16 protein-coding genes are annotated in these 18,851 nt (G+C 35.7%); 4 read left to right on the forward strand and 12 right to left on the reverse strand.

Going from position 1 to position 18,851, the window contains the following annotated elements; genetic code table 11:
* Window positions 1-37: 37 nt before the first annotated feature.
* The 7 genes from AC5XHR_RS03095 to rluF form a co-directional block, all read right to left on the reverse strand.
* The gene (locus AC5XHR_RS03095) at window positions 38-445 is read right to left on the reverse strand and encodes a VOC family protein (protein ID WP_495949312.1); all 408 of its coding nucleotides are present in this window, start codon (window positions 443-445) and stop codon (window positions 38-40) included.
* Between the two features lie 153 nt (window positions 446-598).
* Window positions 599-1,180, reverse strand: coding sequence for a Crp/Fnr family transcriptional regulator (locus AC5XHR_RS03100; RefSeq protein ID WP_495949313.1), 582 nt, complete (start codon window positions 1,178-1,180; stop codon window positions 599-601).
* A 12-nt stretch (window positions 1,181-1,192) separates the two neighbouring features.
* A complete protein-coding gene (locus AC5XHR_RS03105; RefSeq protein ID WP_495949314.1) occupies window positions 1,193-2,074 on the reverse strand; it encodes a YitT family protein in 882 nt (293 codons plus the stop codon).
* A 15-nt stretch (window positions 2,075-2,089) separates the two neighbouring features.
* Window positions 2,090-2,665 carry an HD domain-containing protein gene (locus AC5XHR_RS03110; protein WP_495949315.1) on the reverse strand — a complete coding sequence of 192 codons (576 nt, stop codon included), beginning with the start codon at window positions 2,663-2,665 and terminating at the stop codon, window positions 2,090-2,092.
* Window positions 2,666-2,697: 32 nt separating this feature from the next.
* On the reverse strand, window positions 2,698-5,040 hold the full coding sequence (locus tag AC5XHR_RS03115) for an adenylate/guanylate cyclase domain-containing protein (RefSeq protein WP_495949316.1): 2,343 nt from the start codon (window positions 5,038-5,040) through the stop codon (window positions 2,698-2,700).
* A 130-nt stretch (window positions 5,041-5,170) separates the two neighbouring features.
* Window positions 5,171-5,668 carry a thiol peroxidase gene (gene tpx, locus AC5XHR_RS03120; RefSeq protein ID WP_495949317.1) on the reverse strand — a complete coding sequence of 166 codons (498 nt, stop codon included), beginning with the start codon at window positions 5,666-5,668 and terminating at the stop codon, window positions 5,171-5,173.
* Window positions 5,669-5,774: 106 nt separating this feature from the next.
* Window positions 5,775-6,509: a 23S rRNA pseudouridine(2604) synthase RluF gene (rluF, locus tag AC5XHR_RS03125; protein WP_495949318.1), complete on the reverse strand. Its 735-nt coding sequence runs from the start codon at window positions 6,507-6,509 to the stop codon at window positions 5,775-5,777.
* 139 nt (window positions 6,510-6,648) lie between these two features.
* Here rluF and AC5XHR_RS03130 point away from each other — a divergent pair, with 139 nt between their 5' ends.
* Window positions 6,649-8,868, forward strand: coding sequence for an NADP-dependent isocitrate dehydrogenase (locus tag AC5XHR_RS03130; protein WP_495949319.1), 2,220 nt, complete (start codon window positions 6,649-6,651; stop codon window positions 8,866-8,868).
* Window positions 8,869-9,113: 245 nt separating this feature from the next.
* Here AC5XHR_RS03130 and AC5XHR_RS03135 read toward each other — a convergent pair whose 3' ends face one another.
* Both AC5XHR_RS03135 and AC5XHR_RS03140 read right to left on the reverse strand, forming a co-directional pair.
* Entirely contained in the window at window positions 9,114-9,749 is a 636-nt protein-coding gene (locus tag AC5XHR_RS03135; protein WP_495949320.1) for a response regulator, read from the reverse strand.
* Window positions 9,750-9,752: 3 nt separating this feature from the next.
* Complete coding sequence (locus AC5XHR_RS03140) at window positions 9,753-11,489, reverse strand: sensor histidine kinase (protein WP_495949321.1); 1,737 nt, start codon at window positions 11,487-11,489, stop codon at window positions 9,753-9,755.
* A 179-nt stretch (window positions 11,490-11,668) separates the two neighbouring features.
* Here AC5XHR_RS03140 and AC5XHR_RS03145 point away from each other — a divergent pair, with 179 nt between their 5' ends.
* The gene (locus AC5XHR_RS03145; RefSeq protein WP_495949322.1) at window positions 11,669-12,616 is read left to right on the forward strand and encodes a hypothetical protein; all 948 of its coding nucleotides are present in this window, start codon (window positions 11,669-11,671) and stop codon (window positions 12,614-12,616) included.
* 57 nt (window positions 12,617-12,673) lie between these two features.
* Here AC5XHR_RS03145 and AC5XHR_RS03150 read toward each other — a convergent pair whose 3' ends face one another.
* Together AC5XHR_RS03150 and AC5XHR_RS03155 are read right to left on the reverse strand one after the other, a co-directional pair.
* A complete protein-coding gene (locus AC5XHR_RS03150) occupies window positions 12,674-13,468 on the reverse strand; it encodes a hypothetical protein (RefSeq protein WP_495949323.1) in 795 nt (264 codons plus the stop codon).
* Window positions 13,469-13,482: 14 nt separating this feature from the next.
* Entirely contained in the window at window positions 13,483-13,986 is a 504-nt protein-coding gene (locus AC5XHR_RS03155) for an RNA polymerase sigma factor (RefSeq protein WP_495949324.1), read from the reverse strand.
* Window positions 13,987-14,114: 128 nt separating this feature from the next.
* Here AC5XHR_RS03155 and AC5XHR_RS03160 point away from each other — a divergent pair, with 128 nt between their 5' ends.
* Window positions 14,115-14,738, forward strand: a complete 624-nt coding sequence (locus tag AC5XHR_RS03160) for a hypothetical protein (RefSeq protein WP_495949325.1) — start codon at window positions 14,115-14,117, stop codon at window positions 14,736-14,738.
* A gap of 56 nt (window positions 14,739-14,794) precedes the next feature.
* Here AC5XHR_RS03160 and katG read toward each other — a convergent pair whose 3' ends face one another.
* On the reverse strand, window positions 14,795-17,086 hold the full coding sequence (gene katG, locus AC5XHR_RS03165; protein WP_495949326.1) for a catalase/peroxidase HPI: 2,292 nt from the start codon (window positions 17,084-17,086) through the stop codon (window positions 14,795-14,797).
* Window positions 17,087-17,258: 172 nt separating this feature from the next.
* Between katG and AC5XHR_RS03170 the strand changes: the two genes are divergently transcribed.
* Window positions 17,259-18,797: a S41 family peptidase gene (locus tag AC5XHR_RS03170; RefSeq protein ID WP_495949327.1), complete on the forward strand. Its 1,539-nt coding sequence runs from the start codon at window positions 17,259-17,261 to the stop codon at window positions 18,795-18,797.
* The last annotated feature ends 54 nt before the right edge of the window (window positions 18,798-18,851 follow it).

Below are 18,851 nucleotides of genomic sequence, written 5' to 3' on the forward strand. Positions count from 1 at the left end.
GTTACAAGTTTAGCGCACTGAATTTCCATTCTTTTTCCTAACCTGGGAACTTTGACATATCCGAATAGATAACTTCCCATTGATGTCCATCAACATCTGAAAATGAACGTTGGTACATCCATCCATAATCTCTGGTTTCGTTATACGATTCGCCGCCATTTTCTAATGCAGTTTGTATCATTTCATCCACAAATTCTTTTGAAGCTAATTCAATACAAAGTAACGTTTGCGTTGTATCTCCTTTGGCAACTGGTCTGTTTGTAAAGGTTTGAAAAAACTCTTCTAATAAAAACATCACGTAGATTTGTCCTTCTTTCAAAGCAACCATAATTGCTTTATCATCGGAGAATTGTTCATTAATACCAAATCCCAGCTTCGTCCAAAAAGCTCTTGTTTTTGTAAGGTCCTTAACAGGAAGGTTTACATAAATTTGACTGATTTCCATATTTGCTATTTTTTTTGTTAAAGTTTTACGAGACAATAAAAGATGTAATCTTTTTTCTTAAACCAAAGTTAGAAAGCTGATTTTCAAATCCACTTTGCATAAGACAAGTTTTCGCAGAAAACAAAAAAACTTGCCCTAGGACAAGTTTTGATTTTATTTGTGAGAGACGATTTCTTTCCGAATTCTACTGAGCGAAGTGTCCGTAATTCCTAAAAATGATGCGATAAATTTTAACGGAACCGTTTGCAGAATCTGCGGTTTTTCTTTGGATAATTTTAAATATCGACTCGTTGCGCTTATCGTAATCATGTCCAACGAACGTTGTTTCAAGGTGAACAACTGATACGTAAACCATAATCTTCCCCACTCTGCAAAACCTGGAATAGAACGAAAAACTTCCTGAAAATCATCGTATTTAATTTCCCAAACTTCGCAATCCGTCACAGCTTGTAAGCTTTCTTGAGAAGGAATTTGCTGGAATAAAGAACTCGGAATTATCACAATATCGCCATCAATAAAAAATTCGGTGGTGATATCATTGTTATCCATATCATTTACAAATGCCCTAACTACGCCTTTTTCCAAAAGATAATAGGATTCTAAAACCTGATCTTTAGCAAGAATTAGTTCATCTTTTGCAAAAGTTCTTTTCTTGTGAAACGAAGCAATTTGATTGATATCTTCTTCACTTAAAAGAAAGTGCTGATAGATATTTTGAAAAATTTCAGAATTCAAAATTGGAGAAAATTAATGTTTAATAATTTCTTTGACAATTCCACCTTGAGGCTCACGGACCGTTGAAGTAAAAATAAAGGCTTTTGGATCAATTTCGTGAACGATATTTCGAAGTTTACGAACTTCTAATCTTGTTACAATCGTGAAAATAATATCAACTTCCGCGCTTTGTTCAAAAGATTCTTTCATAAAACCTCTTTCACCTTTATAAACCGTAATCCCACGATTTAAAGTTAAAACCAAAGCTTTTTTCACCGCTTCTGGATTGCTGGATACAATGGTAACACCTGTATAGGCTTCAATTCCTTCAATCACATATTTTGTCATTTGACCAGCAATTACGTAGGTTAAAATCGCATACAAAGCCGTTTCTACTTTTAAAAATAAAGCAGCGATGATGAAAATAATGATGTTCATCCCCAGAATAATTTCGGTAATGCTAAAGCTACTTCGTTTTAAAGTCAACAAAGCTAAAACTTCCATTCCATCGAATGTTCCGCCACCGCGCATCGATAATCCAATTCCGATTCCGAGGAAAAATCCTCCAAACATCGCAACCAATAATTTGTCGTGCGTTAATTCTGGAAAAGGTATAAAATGCAGTGTTAATGCGATTAAAACAATCGTTAAGGCTGAACGAATCGCAAAATGTTTGGAAACTTTAAAATACGCCAAAGCGATGAATGGAATGTTCAATAAAATAAGAATCAAACCTAAATTCCAGCCTTGAACTTCGTGAAATAAAAGTGAGATTCCTGTTACGCCACCATCCAAAAAATGGTTGGGAACAAGGAAACTTTTAAGTGCAAAACTTGCGGACAAAACGCCCAAAATAAGATAAATAATATCAGAAAGTGTGAATAATGGATGATTCTGATGCGTTCCTGCCTGCATTGTTCGGTTGTAATTTTATAGTTTAGATTTGATGATCGCTAGATTTTCTGCTTTCTTAGCTGCACGATTTTCAATCGCGGTTTTGGTAAAATAATGGTGATTTTCGAGGAAACGTTCTTGTAGAAGATTCCAATCGCGCTCGCTGGAAATCATCCCGAACATCGCTAATTCCTCGTACAATTTATCACCAATGGTGAAGAAATCATCTCGCCCAAGATAGTCCAAATCGGCATCAGCAAGGATTTCTTCAAAATGATTCTTTGGAGATTGCGGAATTTTAGTCGCCATAATCATTCCTTTTATCAAGTCGATTTTTTCTTGAGAATAACCGTGATTTGGTAAGTATTCTTGGGCGATTTCGCACGATTTTTCTTCATGATCTTTAGAACCATACAAGAAACCTGTATCGTGGAAAAGCGCCGCCGTTTCTAGCAAAACCAAATCTTCCTCCGAAAGACCTTCAGCTTTACCGATTTCTCTCGCAGCCTGAATCACATCCTCGATATGTGACACACTGTGATACGACAAATGTTTCGGCAACTTGTTCTGAAGCTCCGACAGAATTATGTTTTTTACCTCGTGATAATTCATATGTCAAATATAATTGAAATTGTGACTAAATACTATGCTTCAACAAAATACATTTCCTGTTCACCTTTTCCTTTCACAGAAATCTTGCCGCGACAAGTCGTTTGGAAATCGTCTTTTACTAATTCGTAAGTATTTTTTGAAATATTTATTTTTCCTTTTTCGCCCGCTTGTTCCATTCTCGCCGCCGTATTTACGGTATCGCCCCAAATGTCGTAGGCGAATTTCTTCACGCCAACAATTCCCGCAATTACGTGTCCAGAGTGAATTCCGATACGTAAATCCAAGGCGTTTGGACTTACTTTTTTACGTTCTTCGATAAATTTTAGAATTTCTTGACTTGCTGCAATGGCATTTTTAGCGTGATCCTTATTAACCGTTGGCAGTCCGCTCACTGCAAGATAGGCATCACCGATGGTTTTAATTTTTTCCAAACCATGTCTGCCCATAATGTTATCAAACTCGGTGAAGCAAACATTGAGTTCTTCTAATAATTCTTGAACACCAATTTTTTCAGAAGTCGTTGTGAAATTCACAAAATCGGTGAACAAAACGGAAACCTCATCGTAGTATTTTGCATCGGATTTTCCTTTTTCCTTAAGCTCTTGCGCGACTTCTTGTGGAAGAATATTCAACAATAAATCTTCGGATTTCTTTTTCTCCGCTGCGATTTTAATTCCGTCTTTTCGTTTTTGATTGTACGACCAACCTGCAAAACCTAATAGTAGCAAAGCCGTCACAGCGCCTCCAATAGACATATTTCGGATATTCTTCGATTTTGAAAGTTCGGCTTTCGCTTCGGCATCTTTCTTTTCTTGCTCTGCTTTGGCAACTTTCTTTTCTTGAGCATATTTTAATGCCACAGCTTTTTGCTCTTCATCGTATTTAATGCTAATTTCACGTCGCTTATGCTCTTCTTCTAACAACAATCTTTGTCGTTCTTCTTCTGTTTTTGCTGCTGCTTGTTTTTTGTCAAACTCGTAACGCAAAGCTTTTAATTCCAATTCTTTTTGAAGCTGAATCCGTTTGGTTTCTTCTTCGAATTTGATTTTTAAACGTTGCTCAGACAAATCACGATCCGATTGAACCTGCTCAACTCCCCTGATATTTTCAGCACTTGTGCTTCGATTTTCAAGTTCTTTATACTTTTTATAATAGTCAAATGCAGATTTGTAATCACCAAGCATTTCGTCTATTTTATAATAGCCTTCGTAAGATTGAGCTTCAACATCATCATTATGAAACATTTGCTTCGATAAAATATCCTTATAATTTGCATCTAACTCTGATCGGAGACTATTTAATCTCTCTTTTTTCTCTCCATCATTCGCGAAAGTGATGCTTCCATCTTGTATTGCGTCTACTTCAACCACAAGCATTAGCTGCTTAGATCCAGTTTTAATCTGATATATATCATTTTCTGGGGATAAATCAAATGCTTTTTTAGCATAGTCCATCGCCTTTTTATAGTCTTTTTCTTTTTGATATATGTTTGAAAAAATATAATAAATTCGTCCCAAATTTTGATTTAAACCCAGACTTTCAGATTGGCTCAGTGCTTTTGAGGCAGCTTCCTTTGCTTTTGTGTAGTCTTTTAATTCTAGATAAGAAAAAGATCGAACAATGTTAATTTCGGATAAAAAAGGTGTATTTTTTTGAGGTAGTAATTCTTCACACTTTTTTAATGATTCGATTGCTTTTGAAGCATTTTTCATTTTGTACTGCAAATAACCAATATAATACATCGGAATAAATGAGTTTGCCTTATCATATTTGGTCGTGTAATCATAAAAGTCCAAAGCTCTCTTATATGAATCTGAAAGTTTATTCCGAAGCATGTAATTTGATAAGCTCATAGAAAAGGCGTTAAGCATTCTTTGCGGGGATACTTTAATACTCTTATTTCTTTCTGATTGAATAACTTGTTCTAGAATATCACCAGCTTCAATATATTTATTCTTTAAGGTTAATTCCTGTGCTTTTGATAACTCCACCATTACATAATCATCCGCATTGTTAGTTTTTTCCAAGTATTTTTGCGCTTCTAACCTATACTTATCGGCATTAGCCTTGTCGCCTTGCAATAGATAATTCGTATTAATCGACATGTACAATTCTCCAACATTTTGAAATTTTTTCTCTTTCTTAAAAAAATCAATTAACTGAAAGCCATAGACAAGTGCACTATCTTGTTTACTCTCTCGACCAAACTGATTATACAATTCGATCTTAGCATTTACACGACTTTTCTCATCCTTCGCCTCTTTCAACTTCTGGCGAAGTTCTTTGATAGCGTTAGAATCTTGGGCAAACGAAAATTGGGTACCTAAAAATGTAAATATAAAGGCGAAGAGAATATGTGAGTATAGATTTTTCAAACTTTAGTTTTTCTGAAAACAAAAATAAAAATTTCAAGCAAGTAGGCACTATATTAATTCAAATAGTTTCAAAAACAAAAAAAAGCATCTTCCCAAAGGAAAGATGCTTTTATATATTCTATGTAACCTACTATTTTACAGCTGCTAAAGCATCTGCGTAGTTTGGTTCTTGACCAATTTCTGGAACTTGCTCTGTGTAAACGACTTTTCCATTCTCGTCCAAAACGACAACCGCACGGCTTAAAAGACCATGAAGTGGAGAATCTTCTAAAGTTACTCCATAATCTTCACCAAAACTTCCTCTAAAATCTGAAAGCACATCAACATTATCAAGACCTTCTGCAGCGCAAAAACGACTCAATGCAAATGGTAAATCACGAGAAACATTAACAACAACTGTATTCTCTAATGACGTTGCATCTTGATTAAAATGTCTTGCAGACGCCGCACAAACACCTGTGTCAATACTTGGAAAAATATTCAAAACAACTTTTTTCCCTTGATAATCTGACAGCTTTTTTTCAGATAAATCCGAATTAACTAACGTGAACTCTTTTGCTTGCGTACCTACTTCTGGAAGATTTCCAACCGTATGAATAGGATTTCCTTTAAATGTAATATTTGCCATATTTTCTTTGTTTTTTAATTGTATAAAAATAAAAAAAGATTCACGAAAAAACTCCTAAATCTTTTGTAAATCTTTGTTAATATGTTGCAGAATTTCGCGTTAAAATTTATAAACTCGCTTCTTCTGTCTTGCTAGAATCACCAATCAAATCGTTGAGTTCTTTCATCTCCGCTTTAGATAATTCTCTGAATTTACCATAAGGAACATCGAGTTGAATACTCATAATTCGAATGCGTTTTAACTTGGTTACTTCGTAATCCAAATATTCGCACATTCTTCGAATTTGACGGTTCAAACCTTGTGTTAAAACAATTCGGAACACAAATTTGGAAAGCTGTTCTACTTCACATTTGTTGGTCATAGTATCCAAAATCGGAATTCCATTTCCCATACGTTTAATAAAACGCTCTGTTATTGGCTTGTCTACAGTAACAATATATTCTTTTTCATGATTATTTCGAGCACGAAGAATTTTATTGACAATATCGCCGTCATTGGTCATGATAATCAAGCCTTCACTCGCTTTATCTAATCTTCCAACAGGAAAAATTCGTTTTGGATAGTTCATGTAATCCACGATATTTTTCTTGACTTTCGGATTGGTTGTACATTCAATTCCGACGGGCTTATTCAATGCGATATAGACAAAATCTTCTTTCGGCTCCGTAATTAATTTTCCATCAACCGTTACTTCGTCATTGGGACCAACTTTTGTTCCCATTTCAGGGATTTTCCCGTTTATTTTTACTTTCCCGGCTTCGATTAAACGATCGGCTTCGCGACGCGAACAAAATCCCGACTCGCTTAGAAATTTATTTACTCTTTTTAATTGCTCTTCCATAATTACGAAACAAAGGTAGCCATAAATCTGTTTTATTGATAAAAAATGATTGCAACCTTATTCTTAAATCAAGCTCTTTTTTGAATCATTATTCTTAAATTTGTAGAACGTAGAATTTATATAAATTAAATATCATATAATGTCAGGAAAATCAAAAATCTATTACACCCTTACGGATGAAGCGCCAATGCTGGCAACGCACTCGTTTTTACCTATTGTAAAAGCCTTTACCCATTCTGCAGATATCGAAATTGCCGTTCCGGACATTTCTCTTTCAGGAAGAATTTTGGCTAATTTTCCAGAATTTTTAAAAGAAGATCAGCGTATTGCTGATGCATTAAGTGAGCTTGGTCAGTTGGCAACACAACCTGATGCAAACATCATTAAACTTCCGAACATTTCGGCTTCTGTTCCTCAGTTGGATGAAGCGATTGCGGAACTTCAAGCTAAAGGATTTGCAGTTCCTAATTACCCTGCAGAACCTAAAAATGAAGATGAAAAAGCAATTAAAGCAAAATATGCTAAAGTTTTAGGATCGGCTGTAAACCCAGTTTTACGTGAAGGAAACTCGGACAGACGTGCTCCAAAGGCGGTAAAAAATTACGCAAAAGCGAATCCTCACAAAATGGGAGATTGGGCTTCGGATAGCAAAACCGATGTTGCAAACATGACTGAAGGCGATTTCTACGGAACTGAAACTTCTACAACATTAGAGAATGCAACAAAATTCAGAATCGTTTTCAAAGGAAATGATGGTTCAGAACAAGTTTTGAAAGATTTTTCAGCCTTACAAGCAGGTGAAGTTATTGATTCTTCTGTGATGAATCTAAACGCTTTAAAAGCATTTGTACAAACAGCAATTCAAGAAGCGAAAGACAAAAACGTTTTGCTTTCTGCACACTTGAAAGCAACCATGATGAAGGTTTCGGATCCAATTATTTTTGGGGCGATTGTAGAAACGTATTTTAAAGATGTTTTTGCAAACTATGGTGAGCTTTTCAAATCACTAGATATTAACCCGAACAACGGTTTGGCTGATTTATTTGAAAAAATCAAAGGTCAACCTCAAGAAGCTGAAATCACAACTGCAATCAACTCAGCGATTGAAAATGGACCAAGATTGGCGATGGTAAATTCGGATAAAGGAATTACGAATTTCCACGTTCCATCGGATGTTATCGTTGATGCTTCTATGGCGGCTTTAGTTCGTGGTGGCGGAAAAATGTGGAATAAAGATGGCGCTGAAGAAGATACGATTGCGATTATTCCAGATCGTTCGTATTCTGGTTTCTATGAAGCGGTTGTCAACGATATGAAAGCGAACGGAAAATTAGATCCAACAACTATGGGATCTGTTCCAAACGTTGGTTTAATGGCTCAAAAAGCGGAGGAATACGGTTCGCACGATAAAACATTCCAAATGACAGCGGACGGAACGGTTGAAGTTCAAGACGAAGCTGGAAACGTTCTTCTTACTCAAAAAGTAGAGAACAACGACATTTTCAGAATGTGTCAAACGAAAGATGCTCCAATTCAAGATTGGGTAAAATTAGCGGTTAACAGAGCAAGATTGTCTGATACGCCTGCAATTTTCTGGTTAGACAAAGGACGAGCACACGATAGAGAAATCATCAAAAAAGTAGAAAAATATTTAGCTGATCACGATACGGCAGGTCTTGACATCCGAATTTTAGATGTTAAAGATGCAATGACGGAAACGTTGAAAAGAGCTAGAGAAGGAAAAGATACGATTTCTGTTTCTGGGAACGTATTGAGAGATTATCTTACCGACCTTTTCCCAATTGTGGAATTAGGTACATCGGCTAAAATGCTTTCCATCGTTCCATTAATGAATGGTGGAGGTTTGTTCGAAACAGGAGCTGGAGGTTCAGCACCAAAACACATCGAGCAATTCTTGGAAGAAGGTTATTTACGTTGGGATTCTTTAGGAGAATTCTTAGCGCTTCAGGCTTCTTTGGAGCATTTAGCACAAACGCAAAACAATCCAAAATCTCAAGTTTTAGCGGATGCTTTAGATGAAGCGAATGCGAAATTCTTAGCTACGGATAAATCTCCTGGAAGAAAGCTTGGAACAATCGATAACCGAGGTTCTCACTTCTATTTGGCGATGTATTGGGCAGAAGCATTAGGAGCACAAACAAAGGATGCGAATATCGCGGCGAAGTTTGCTCCAATTGCAAAAGCATTGCAAGAAAATGAAGCTAAAATCAATGAAGAATTGATCGCAGCACAAGGAAAAGCGCAAAACATAGATGGTTATTACAGACCTGATGAAAACAAAACCTACGCAGCAATGCGTCCAAGTTTGACATTAGACACGATTATCAACGGAATCTAATCAAACATATACCAAATCGAAAAGGCTCTCAAATTGAGAGCCTTTTCTTTTTTAGATCATCATTTGTGTTTTCAGATCGTTTGTGTTTTTGTATCCTATGGAACTTGTGTTTTTTGGATATTGCTATCCCATCATTTGTAAGACAAAGATAGCCTGCTTCTCTATTCAACAAAGGAAAATGAAATCGATATTTATCGAATCTCTTGTAGATATTTATCTACAAAAAGAGAACAAAATTGATAAAATTAATAAGAATTGGATTTAAGAAGGTCGATAAGCTCGACTAGATTTTCGATTTCCAATTTCTCGAAAATTCTCTTTTTAACGGTACTTATCGTATTTTGCTTCAGGTCAAGTTGGTTGGCTATTTCTAGATTTCCAAGACCTTGCGCGTAAAGATTTGCAATTTCTAATTCCCTTTCTGATAACAAAGAAACTGGATTGGTCGATTTCGGATTTCGAATCGAGTCCAGCAATAAAGCTTTCGTTTTATCGGAAAGATATTCCCCCTCAAAAATAACTTTCTGAATCGCTGTTTTCACTTCCTCTTCTTCCGAAAGTTTGCTTACAAAACCGTTTACACCAGCATTTAGGAACTTCAACGCATAAGTATCTTCTTCCAAACCGCTGAAAACTAAAATTTTTAAATCCGGTTTTAGCTCCTTCAGCTTTGAAATAATGGAAAGACTGTTTCCATCGGGGAAATGCGCATCCGTAATCAGAATATCAATAGGAAGCGCTTCAATTTTTTCTTGAACTTGAAGCAACGAATTCGCTTGATTCAACTCGCAATTAATTTCCAAATCTTCGATAAGAAAAATAACGCCTTGCCTCATCAAACTGTGATCGTCAGCAATTAAAAAAGTGATGGCTTTTTCCAAAAATTAGTTTTTTACGTCCATTAAAAGAGTAAATTTCACAGTCGTGCCCTTCCCTATTTGGCTGTTTGCAGAAATATTTCCGTCATACAAAGCTACAATTTCCTTACATAAACTCAAACCTAAACCTGCTCCCAAATTTTCAACTTCTTTAGACAAAACACCTTGATAATACGGCTCAAAAATATTTTTCAAATCCGTTTCGGAAATCCCTGCACCTGTATCGATTACTTCTGTTTCCAGCGAAATGGTTTTAGAGTCAACCGGAATCACTTTAGAAATCACCGAAATTTTTCCGTTTTCCGTGAATTTATTTGCGTTGCCGATGATATTCATAAAAAGTTGATTCAACTTCGTTCGATCCGAATTCACAACCAAACTTGGGTCAATCGTTTCTGAAATGGAAAATTGATTATTTCGAGTTTCAATATACGGTTCAATTGATTTTAAAATTGATGAAACCTCATCTTTTAGATTAAAGTTTTCTTTAACCAATTTGTTTTCAACTTCCTGATTTTTGGTGTATTCTAAAATTTGATTGGCTTGCATGAGCAAAGAATTACTCGTAAAGCTGATGGATTTTAGGTTTTCCTTAATTCCTTCATCAGCCGTTTTCTTGGAAATTCGATTAGCAAAAATTCCGATAATTTTTAATGGCGAACGAAGTTCGTGACTTAACATACCAAGAATTCGATTTTTAAACTTCAAATTTTCTTTATTCAATTGGTCTGCTTCACGTAATTTTTCCTCGTAAAAGAACGCCAAACGTGTAAAATACAACATTAAAACGGACACGATAAACATAAAAACCAATGCCGCAATAATAAAATTTAAACGGCGTTTATCATTTTTCTCGCGCTGATTTTCCAACTCATTTTCAAGTTTGGATTTCGCTAAATGAATATTGGTATCGTAAAAGTCCATTAAATCATTGCTGTAATTAATCACTTTTTCGAAAATCTGCAACTCGTCTGAATTATGGGTATTTTTTGCAAATTCATTTTTCTGAATGGTGACTTGTACATTTTTGATTTGCTTGGTATAATGCTGATCTGCTGCAGTCATCAAACTATCTAAAATCTTGTGAGAACGTTCTGCATTTTCAGCAACAATCTCCTTCATTTTGACAACCGTACTGTCTTTACGCACATTTTCTTTACCCGAAATTGCGTCTTTCAACCTCCCGAAAAGTTTCTTTTTTTGGATGGTATCCGTGTAGGTTTCCGTTTCAACATTAATCTCAGGGGCTTTGTACTCGTAATCATACTTCTTTACAGTGGGTAGCTTTTCAACTTTAGCCGCAGCCGTCGGTTTAGCGATATTCTGCGTCACGGAATCAATGATCGTGCGGAGTTTTTCCGTTTTCGGGAACTCACGTTCTTTGCTAAGATTTGCTTTTTTAAGATTCTGATTTTTATTCGTAAAATAGCTAAGCGTGTCAAAGCTTTTTGTCAAGTTTCCAACAGATTGATAATAGGCATTTAAATCATCCGAGTTTCGACTTGCTAAGTATTTTTGAAAATTTCGCTGAACATCGTAAAAATTGGATTTTGACTTTTTTGTGAATTGATCAAGGTAAGCAACCTCTTTTAGCTGATTTTCAACGAAGGAAACATCCTTTCGATTTTTTATTTCGCTAATGATGAAAGCAGCAATAAACACCTGAATTATCAGAATGCAAATAAACAGAGAATACTGTATAAATTTCCTTTTTCTAAGGTTCAAAAATTGATCCGATGCCATTATTCAACGAACAACAATGTTATTACTTAAATTAAAAATCCGACAAAGATAAACAAATGTTAATTAGCATGAAAGACACCTTTTCCTGCATACAAATTAAATATTTGTAAAACAGGCTTTTTACGACCGAGCGCATCAAATAATTTGTACTTTTGGAATAGTAAAAACGACTCTAATTTATGAAAAAACACGCCCTATTACTACTCTTCACCTTATTGAGTCTAGGTAGTAACGCCCAAATCCTCAACGCTCTTAAAGATAAATTAAAAGAAAAAGCAACGGAAAAAGCGACCAACCTCGTTGGTGCAAATGCCAAAGGCCTTATCACTTCTGAAGCCATCACAACCAATTTCAAAGATTGTGATAAAGCCAATATCAAAGATCCTAACTTTGGAAAAGATGCAAAATATACAAATCTTTGCAGCGCCGACTTTACGGAAAAAGGATATGTACTAAAACCTGGCTATTACGAATTGAAAGTTAAAAGTTTTTGTTTGAAAGCCGGAACTCACGCGCCAAGCAAAGGCGATGGCTATCTATACGCTCCATTAAAAGGTCCGAAAAAAGAAATTGTTGACAGACTTGTTAAAAATTGGTCTTATCATCCTGAAATCAAACAATCGGATGTACAGGCTTTGCTTTGGGCTATTATTGCGAAAGCTAATTTTAAAAATTTAGGCCCAGAACTTCAGCTTGCTGCTTCTAAATTACTAGAACCGAAAGATTTACTAAATCTTAGTAAAATGGGGTTGGATTTCATTCCACAAAGCACGATGTCTGATGTGAAAAACAGCCTTCCGAAATCGGTACAATTGGTTCTTGATGCTGAAAACAAAATGAGACAGCTCTTCACCTCGTCATCATACAACTATTCTGAACTAGAAAAATACGCGATGCTGGCTGGATTTAACACAGAAAAATCTGAAATCGAATACGGAACTTGGGGATTGCATCCAAACGGCTTTTGGATTTCGTATTTACCAAGTGGCTACAGCCATATGACGGTACGAATTTATGTTCCAGAAACTTTGAAAACCGCTTATTATAGGCCTTCGGACGATGTTGCCGTACCTGCAAATACATCGAGCCAACGTCTTATGTTAAGCGACGTTAAAGATTGCATGTAGACGATCTCAAAATACGATACAAAAAAAAGCCTCTGTTGAGGCTTTTTTTATTAAATACTAATTTGACATCATCACTCCCAAGTAACCTAGTGTAAAGCCTGCTATAAAAGCAAGTGTAACAAGAACCATAAAACCTAAGAAAAACCAGAAAATATAGTTGTACCACAAACCTGAGTTACCAAACTTACGCTCGAAGAAATTTCGAGTCTTCATAAACGGTTTGAACTTCACTTCTGATTGTAATGATTTTCTATCATAAACAAAATCATCTTTTTCATCCGTTAACTGCATAACCAAGTCGGAAATTTCAATAATGTATTTTCCATAGAATTCTCGCAACCAAAGTTTTCCTAAAAAGTACATCGAGATTGACGCAGCTAACGTGATAGACATTATAAAGATAAAATGCGACATCGTCTCATCTCGAACACCATATATAATGAAATACGCACAAAAAATGATCGGAATGTAACTGATATAATACGATTTATACAATTCTGTATTCAAAACCAACTCGTAGCGCAAATTCAATAATTGATGAAATGTCGAAAAATTTTGGGTATTGATTTTCTGATACAACGTATTGAACTTCATAAAATAATAAATGGCAATCGCCATCGAAATCACTAAAAGTGCAACGATCATTTTCCATTGTTCCATACCTTGAGCAAAGTAATAAATAATCACAGCCAACATCGGGTATGACAAGATGGTATACCAAAACTCAATTCGCATATTCTTGCGGATTTTCTCCAAAGGCGAATGAATTTCGTTTTGTTTTTCTAAAGAAACTTCCGGTGTTTCTTGTATGTCTTCTTTATTCCAAATGTCTTTTAATTCGTTAAGGTCCATAGCACAAAGGAGTTTTAGTTAGTTTGGCCAGCAATAAGCTGCTTTAGTTTTTCTTTCGCACGATTTAGTTTTACTCGTGCATTCACTTCGGTAATTCCTAATTGCTCAGCCATTTCTTTACCTGAAACGTCTTCCAAATAATAGAAAATTAAGGCTTTGTCAATAGGATTTAGTTGATTGATCGCTTGGTACATCGTTTTCAACTTCTGCTCGTCTTCCCAATTGTAGTCTTCCGATTTGATGTTGAAATTCTCCAATTCATTATTCTGAATTAAATTACGTTTCCGCTTTTCACTCTTCAAAAAAACAATGGCAGTATTCAATGCGATTCGATATAACCATGTTGAAAACTCACTTTTTCCTTCAAAACTGGAATACGATTTCCAAACTTGATAGGTTATTTCCTGAAAAAGATCGCGCTGATCGTCCGGATGATCCATATACATCCTGGAGATCTTGAAAATCACTCCTTTGTGTTTTTCAATTCTAGCGACAAATTCCTTTTCCAAAGTGCTCATTAAGCGAGTTTCTGATTGGTTAGTAGTAGATCTAAAAAAATGTTACAAAAATGACCCTTCAAATTTTCAGAAAGGTTGTATTTTTCACCTATACAAAGCAAAAAATAAATCATATATTCAAATAAAAAATGAAAAAATCGAGTTTTTATATTTTAATTCTTTTAATCATCACAATTTCGTGTGAAAAATCTACAAATGTTGAAAAATTAACGCCACAAGAAGATAGCTTGAAAACAGCTATGTCAACACGTTTTACAACTGAAGAAATCAATGCGAAATATGAAGAAAGGCTACAAACCAAATTACTTTCTGACAGTATTTTGGCGCTAGCTTTTCCTACTGAAATGCTTGGTATGAAACGCGATACCATTAGTGTTATTTTCGAAAATCACACCCCGAATTCTGAATTTAAAGGTACCGTGTTATGGGCTTCGTACAAAAAAGGGAATTCTTCTGTAAAAATTGGTTTTAGCGACTGTTCTGATAAATTTTCTAGTTTAACCATGAAAACAACCATGATTATGGAAACCGAATACGTGAACAAAATTTTAGAAAATGGTTTTCTAAAATCGCAAGTCTATAAAGGTCATATCCTAAGAACGAAACAAACGACCGAAAATGGACAAGTACAATCCAATATTAAAATGCAACTTAAAGAACGATACTTCGTTGACATCTATGGAACCAATATTTCTGTTGAAAAATTAATACCTGTACTTTCAGAAATCAAATATCAAGACCTTCCTGATTAAAAAAAATCCTCACAAGTTTCAAGCTTATGAGGATTGTATTTAGATGATTTTAAATTTTACTTCAAATCATATCGATCTGCGTTCATCATTTTAACCCAAGCTGCAACGAAATCTGTTACGAATTTCTCTTTATTGTCGTCTTGTGCATATACTTCTGCATACGATCTCAAAATTGAATTAGATCCGAAAACCAAATCCACACGTGTCGCCGTCCATTTTGTAGAACCAGAATTGCGATCCACAATACTGTACAAATTCTCTCCTGTTGGAATCCATTTGTTATTCATGTCGGTTAAGTTAACAAAGAAATCGTTCGTTAAAACCCCTTCTCTATCTGTGAAAACGCCATGTTTTGTTCCTGCATAATTGGTTCCTAAAACGCGCATTCCACCAATTAAAGCCACCATTTCTGGCGCTGTTAATCCCATTAATTGCGTTCTGTCTAGCAATAATTCTTCGGCTTTAACATCATAATTGTGCTTCAAGAAATTTCGGTAACCGTCGTAAAGTGGCTCCAAATATTCAAAAGATTCAATGTCGGTTTGTTCTTGAGTTGCATCGCCACGACCTGCAGCAAATGGAACTGTAATATTCACACCCGCTTCTTGAGCTGCTTTTTCAACTGCTGCAGTTCCTCCCAAAACAATTAAATCCGCAATAGAAACTTTCTTCGCCAATCCAGCTTGAATTTCTTCCAATTTTGCTAAAACTTTGTTCAATCTTTCAGGCTCGTTAGCAACCCAATTTCTTTGTGGTTCTAGTCTAATTCTCGCTCCATTAGCACCACCACGATAATCGGAACCTCTCCAAGTTCTTGCAGAATCCCAAGCGGTGTTGATTAATTCCGTTCTTGAAAGTCCAGAATTTAATAACGTTTGTTTTAAATCAGCAATTTCAGAATCGCTTAAAGTATAATCAACTTTCGGAATTGGATCTTGCCAAATCAAATCTTCAGCAGGAACATCCGCTCCCAAATAACGGTTTTTTGGACCCATATCCCGGTGCGTTAACTTGAACCACGCTCTTGCGAAAACGTCCGCTAATTGATCTGGATTATTTAAAAAGTTTAAAGAAATTTCTCTGTAAATAGGGTCAAATTTCATTGCCATATCGGCATCTGTCATCATCGGATTACGCTTCACATTCGGGTTGAAAGCATCAACTGGCATATCCTCTTCAGCAATATTAACTGGTTCGTATTGATGAGCTCCGGCTGGAGATTTCGTTAATTGCCAATCGTATTTAAAAAGCAATGTCAAGAATTCGTTATCCCAACGCGTCGGATTGGTTGTCCAAGCGCCTTCAATCCCCGAAACCATCGTGTTACCACGATTTCCAGTTCCTTCAGGATTATGCCATCCTAAACCTTGCGAAAAAACATCTGCCTCTTCTGGGTCAGGCCCCAATTTATCTGCATTTCCGTTTCCATGAGATTTTCCAATTGTGTGACCACCAACTGTTAAAGCTACTGTTTCCTCATCATCCATTCCCATTCTTTTGAAGGTGACACGAATGTCTTGTCCCGTTTTAATTGGATCAGGATTTCCGTCCACACCTTCAGGATTTACATAAATTAATCCCATTTGCACCGCTGCCAAAGGATTTTCTAAGGTGTCACGGTTTTCATCATCACCATAACGATGCTTTGTTGAATCTAACCATTTTTTCTCCGAACCCCAATAAACGTCTTTTTCAGGAGCCCAAATATCTAGACGACCACCGCCGTAACCGAAAGTTTTCAAACCAACAGCTTCGTAAGCAACCGTTCCTGCAAGGATAATTAAATCTCCCCAAGAAATTTTATTTCCGTATTTCTTTTTAATAGGCCAAAGCAAACGACGACCTTTGTCTGTATTTACGTTATCTGGCCAAGAATTTAACGGTGCAAAACGTTGGTTTCCTGTGTTCGCACCACCACGTCCGTCCATGGCACGGTAACTTCCCGCCATATGCCACGCTGTACGTACAAACATTCCTGCGTAGTTTCCGTAATCTGCCGGCCACCAATCTTGACTGTCCGTTAATAAAGTTTTTATATCATTTTTAACAGCTTCTAAATCCAGTTTTTTGAATTCTTCGGCATAATTAAAATCATCACCAAAAGGATTTGTTTTTTTGTCGTGTTGCGCCAAAATATCCAAATTAAGTGCATTTGGCCACCAATCCATCACCGATTCGTTGTTGGAAGTTAAGCCACCATGAATCACGGGGCATTTTCCACTTGATGAGGAAGATGAAGATGTCTTTTCATTTTCACTGTGAACATTTTCTCCTTTATTGGGATTGTTTTCTGGCATTTCTTTTCCATGATTAAAAGGGCATTTGCCTTCTCCGTTTTCTGTGTTCATATGAGTTTGATTTTATGTTATCTAAATTGAATGAAACAAAACTAGCCGTTTCATTTCACTGAAAACTGTATTTTTGATGCAATGAAAAAATAGTAATTATTTGAAATATCTATTAGATTTAAAATTTCAATTTAATCCATCTATATAAACTCTTTTTGGACTTACTAAAATTATGAAATATTTTCTATTCTTTTGCATCGTTCTGTTTTGTATTTCATGTACAAGTGTTTCGAAGTATAATGAGCAATTGAAAACGCAGATTTCAGTTGAAAAACTTCATCAAGACGTAGATTATTCGTACATGCAGCTCCAAAAATTTCACCCTGATTTGTACGGATACATCACAAAAGATAGTTTGGATTCCGTTTTTAAAATGGTGAAAAATGATATTCAGAAACCGCTAACGCCAGCAGAATTATTTCAAAAACTTGCGCCTGCAATTACACAAGTTCGCCAAGGACATCTCGCTTTGCGATCCCCCTTTCAAAGATTCACAAAAAAAGAAACCAAAAGATTGGAATTGCAAAAAGGACTTTTGGCACGTATGGGTTATGTAGTGGATGGGAACCGACTTTTCGTAAAAAATAATGCCGAAAAATTTGCTAACATTAAAGTTGGAACCGAAATCTTAAAAATTGGAGATGTTCCTGTAAAAACAATCTTGGATGATTATCGAAAATACATAACAGGAGATGGCTGGAACCGAACTTATCCCAAATACAGTCTTGCTCGCCGTTGGCCCGATTTGTACACCTTACAACATGGTTTTTTGGATAGTGTAAAACTTGAAACGAAGTATCAAAATGAAATTCAATCATTTTATATTAAGCGTGAATATCAAACAAAAGAAGAGAAAAAAGAGGAAACTAAAAAGGCTTCAGCTCTGAAAACGGATCCTCAGAAAAAAATATTGGATTACAACCCAAAAACGAAGTCGTATAACCGATCCATGCAGTATTTAGGAAAAGATAGCACAATTGCCTACATGAAAATCAATTCTTTTTCAGGAACTTTTTCTTCCAAGTTTTACAAAGAAAGTTTTGCAAGGCTTCAACAAAATAAAACCAACTATCTTATCCTCGACGTTCGCGATAATTTGGGCGGATCTTTATCTGAAATTCATAACCTGTACTCGTATTTAGCAAAAGAAGAATTTCAGTTTATCAAAGATATTGGAGTGACCCGAAGATCGTCTATGACCCATGCCAACTATTTTTCCGACATTCCTACATTAGCAAAACCAATTGCGGGAATTACGTATCCATTATATTATATTGGAAGCTTACTCAGTGTTAAGAAAATGAATGACCATTTTTACTTGAAAAACAATACAATTTTTACGCTTAAAAAACCAAAAAAGACCGCATTTCAAGGAACTGTTTACGTTTTAATAAATGGGAGTAGTTTTTCGGCTTCATCAATACTGAGTTCCAAATTAAAATATGAAAAAAGAGCAACTTTAGTGGGTGAAGAAACCGGTGGAGCTAATGACGGAACGGTCGCAGGACGATATCACACCATAAAACTTCCAAACTCAAAGCTCGTTTTACCAGTCGGTTTAATGCTTATTCAACCCGATATTAAAGCTACAAATTCGAAAAAAGGTGTCATTCCAGATCATCAAATCATCCCAACTTTGCAAGAAAATCTAGGCAAAAAAGATGTTGCGCTACAATGGATTTTGAAAGATATTGGGGTGGTAAAAGAGTAAATATTTTAAAATTCATTAAATTTTTATTGTTTTTCAATAAATAATTTGTGATAT

The sequence above is a fragment of the Kaistella sp. CFF1-2 genome (assembly GCF_059509915.1).

Bases quoted from the DNA above. Each gene is read 5' to 3' on its own strand.
- AC5XHR_RS03095 (WP_495949312.1), bottom strand. From the start codon at position 445: ATGGAAATCAGTCAAATTTATGTAAACCTTCCTGTTAAGGACCTTACA.
- AC5XHR_RS03105 (WP_495949314.1), bottom strand. From the start codon at position 2,074: ATGCAGGCAGGAACGCATCAGAATCATCCATTATTCACACTTTCTGAT.
- AC5XHR_RS03110 (WP_495949315.1), bottom strand. From the start codon at position 2,665: ATGAATTATCACGAGGTAAAAAACATAATTCTGTCGGAGCTTCAGAAC.
- tpx (WP_495949317.1), bottom strand. From the start codon at position 5,668: ATGGCAAATATTACATTTAAAGGAAATCCTATTCATACGGTTGGAAAT.
- rluF (WP_495949318.1), bottom strand. From the start codon at position 6,509: ATGGAAGAGCAATTAAAAAGAGTAAATAAATTTCTAAGCGAGTCGGGA.
- AC5XHR_RS03130 (WP_495949319.1), top strand. From the start codon at position 6,649: ATGTCAGGAAAATCAAAAATCTATTACACCCTTACGGATGAAGCGCCA.
- AC5XHR_RS03140 (WP_495949321.1), bottom strand. From the start codon at position 11,489: ATGGCATCGGATCAATTTTTGAACCTTAGAAAAAGGAAATTTATACAG.
- AC5XHR_RS03145 (WP_495949322.1), top strand. From the start codon at position 11,669: ATGAAAAAACACGCCCTATTACTACTCTTCACCTTATTGAGTCTAGGT.
- AC5XHR_RS03150 (WP_495949323.1), bottom strand. From the start codon at position 13,468: ATGGACCTTAACGAATTAAAAGACATTTGGAATAAAGAAGACATACAA.
- AC5XHR_RS03155 (WP_495949324.1), bottom strand. From the start codon at position 13,986: ATGAGCACTTTGGAAAAGGAATTTGTCGCTAGAATTGAAAAACACAAA.
- AC5XHR_RS03160 (WP_495949325.1), top strand. From the start codon at position 14,115: ATGAAAAAATCGAGTTTTTATATTTTAATTCTTTTAATCATCACAATT.
- katG (WP_495949326.1), bottom strand. From the start codon at position 17,086: ATGAACACAGAAAACGGAGAAGGCAAATGCCCTTTTAATCATGGAAAA.
- AC5XHR_RS03170 (WP_495949327.1), top strand. From the start codon at position 17,259: ATGAAATATTTTCTATTCTTTTGCATCGTTCTGTTTTGTATTTCATGT.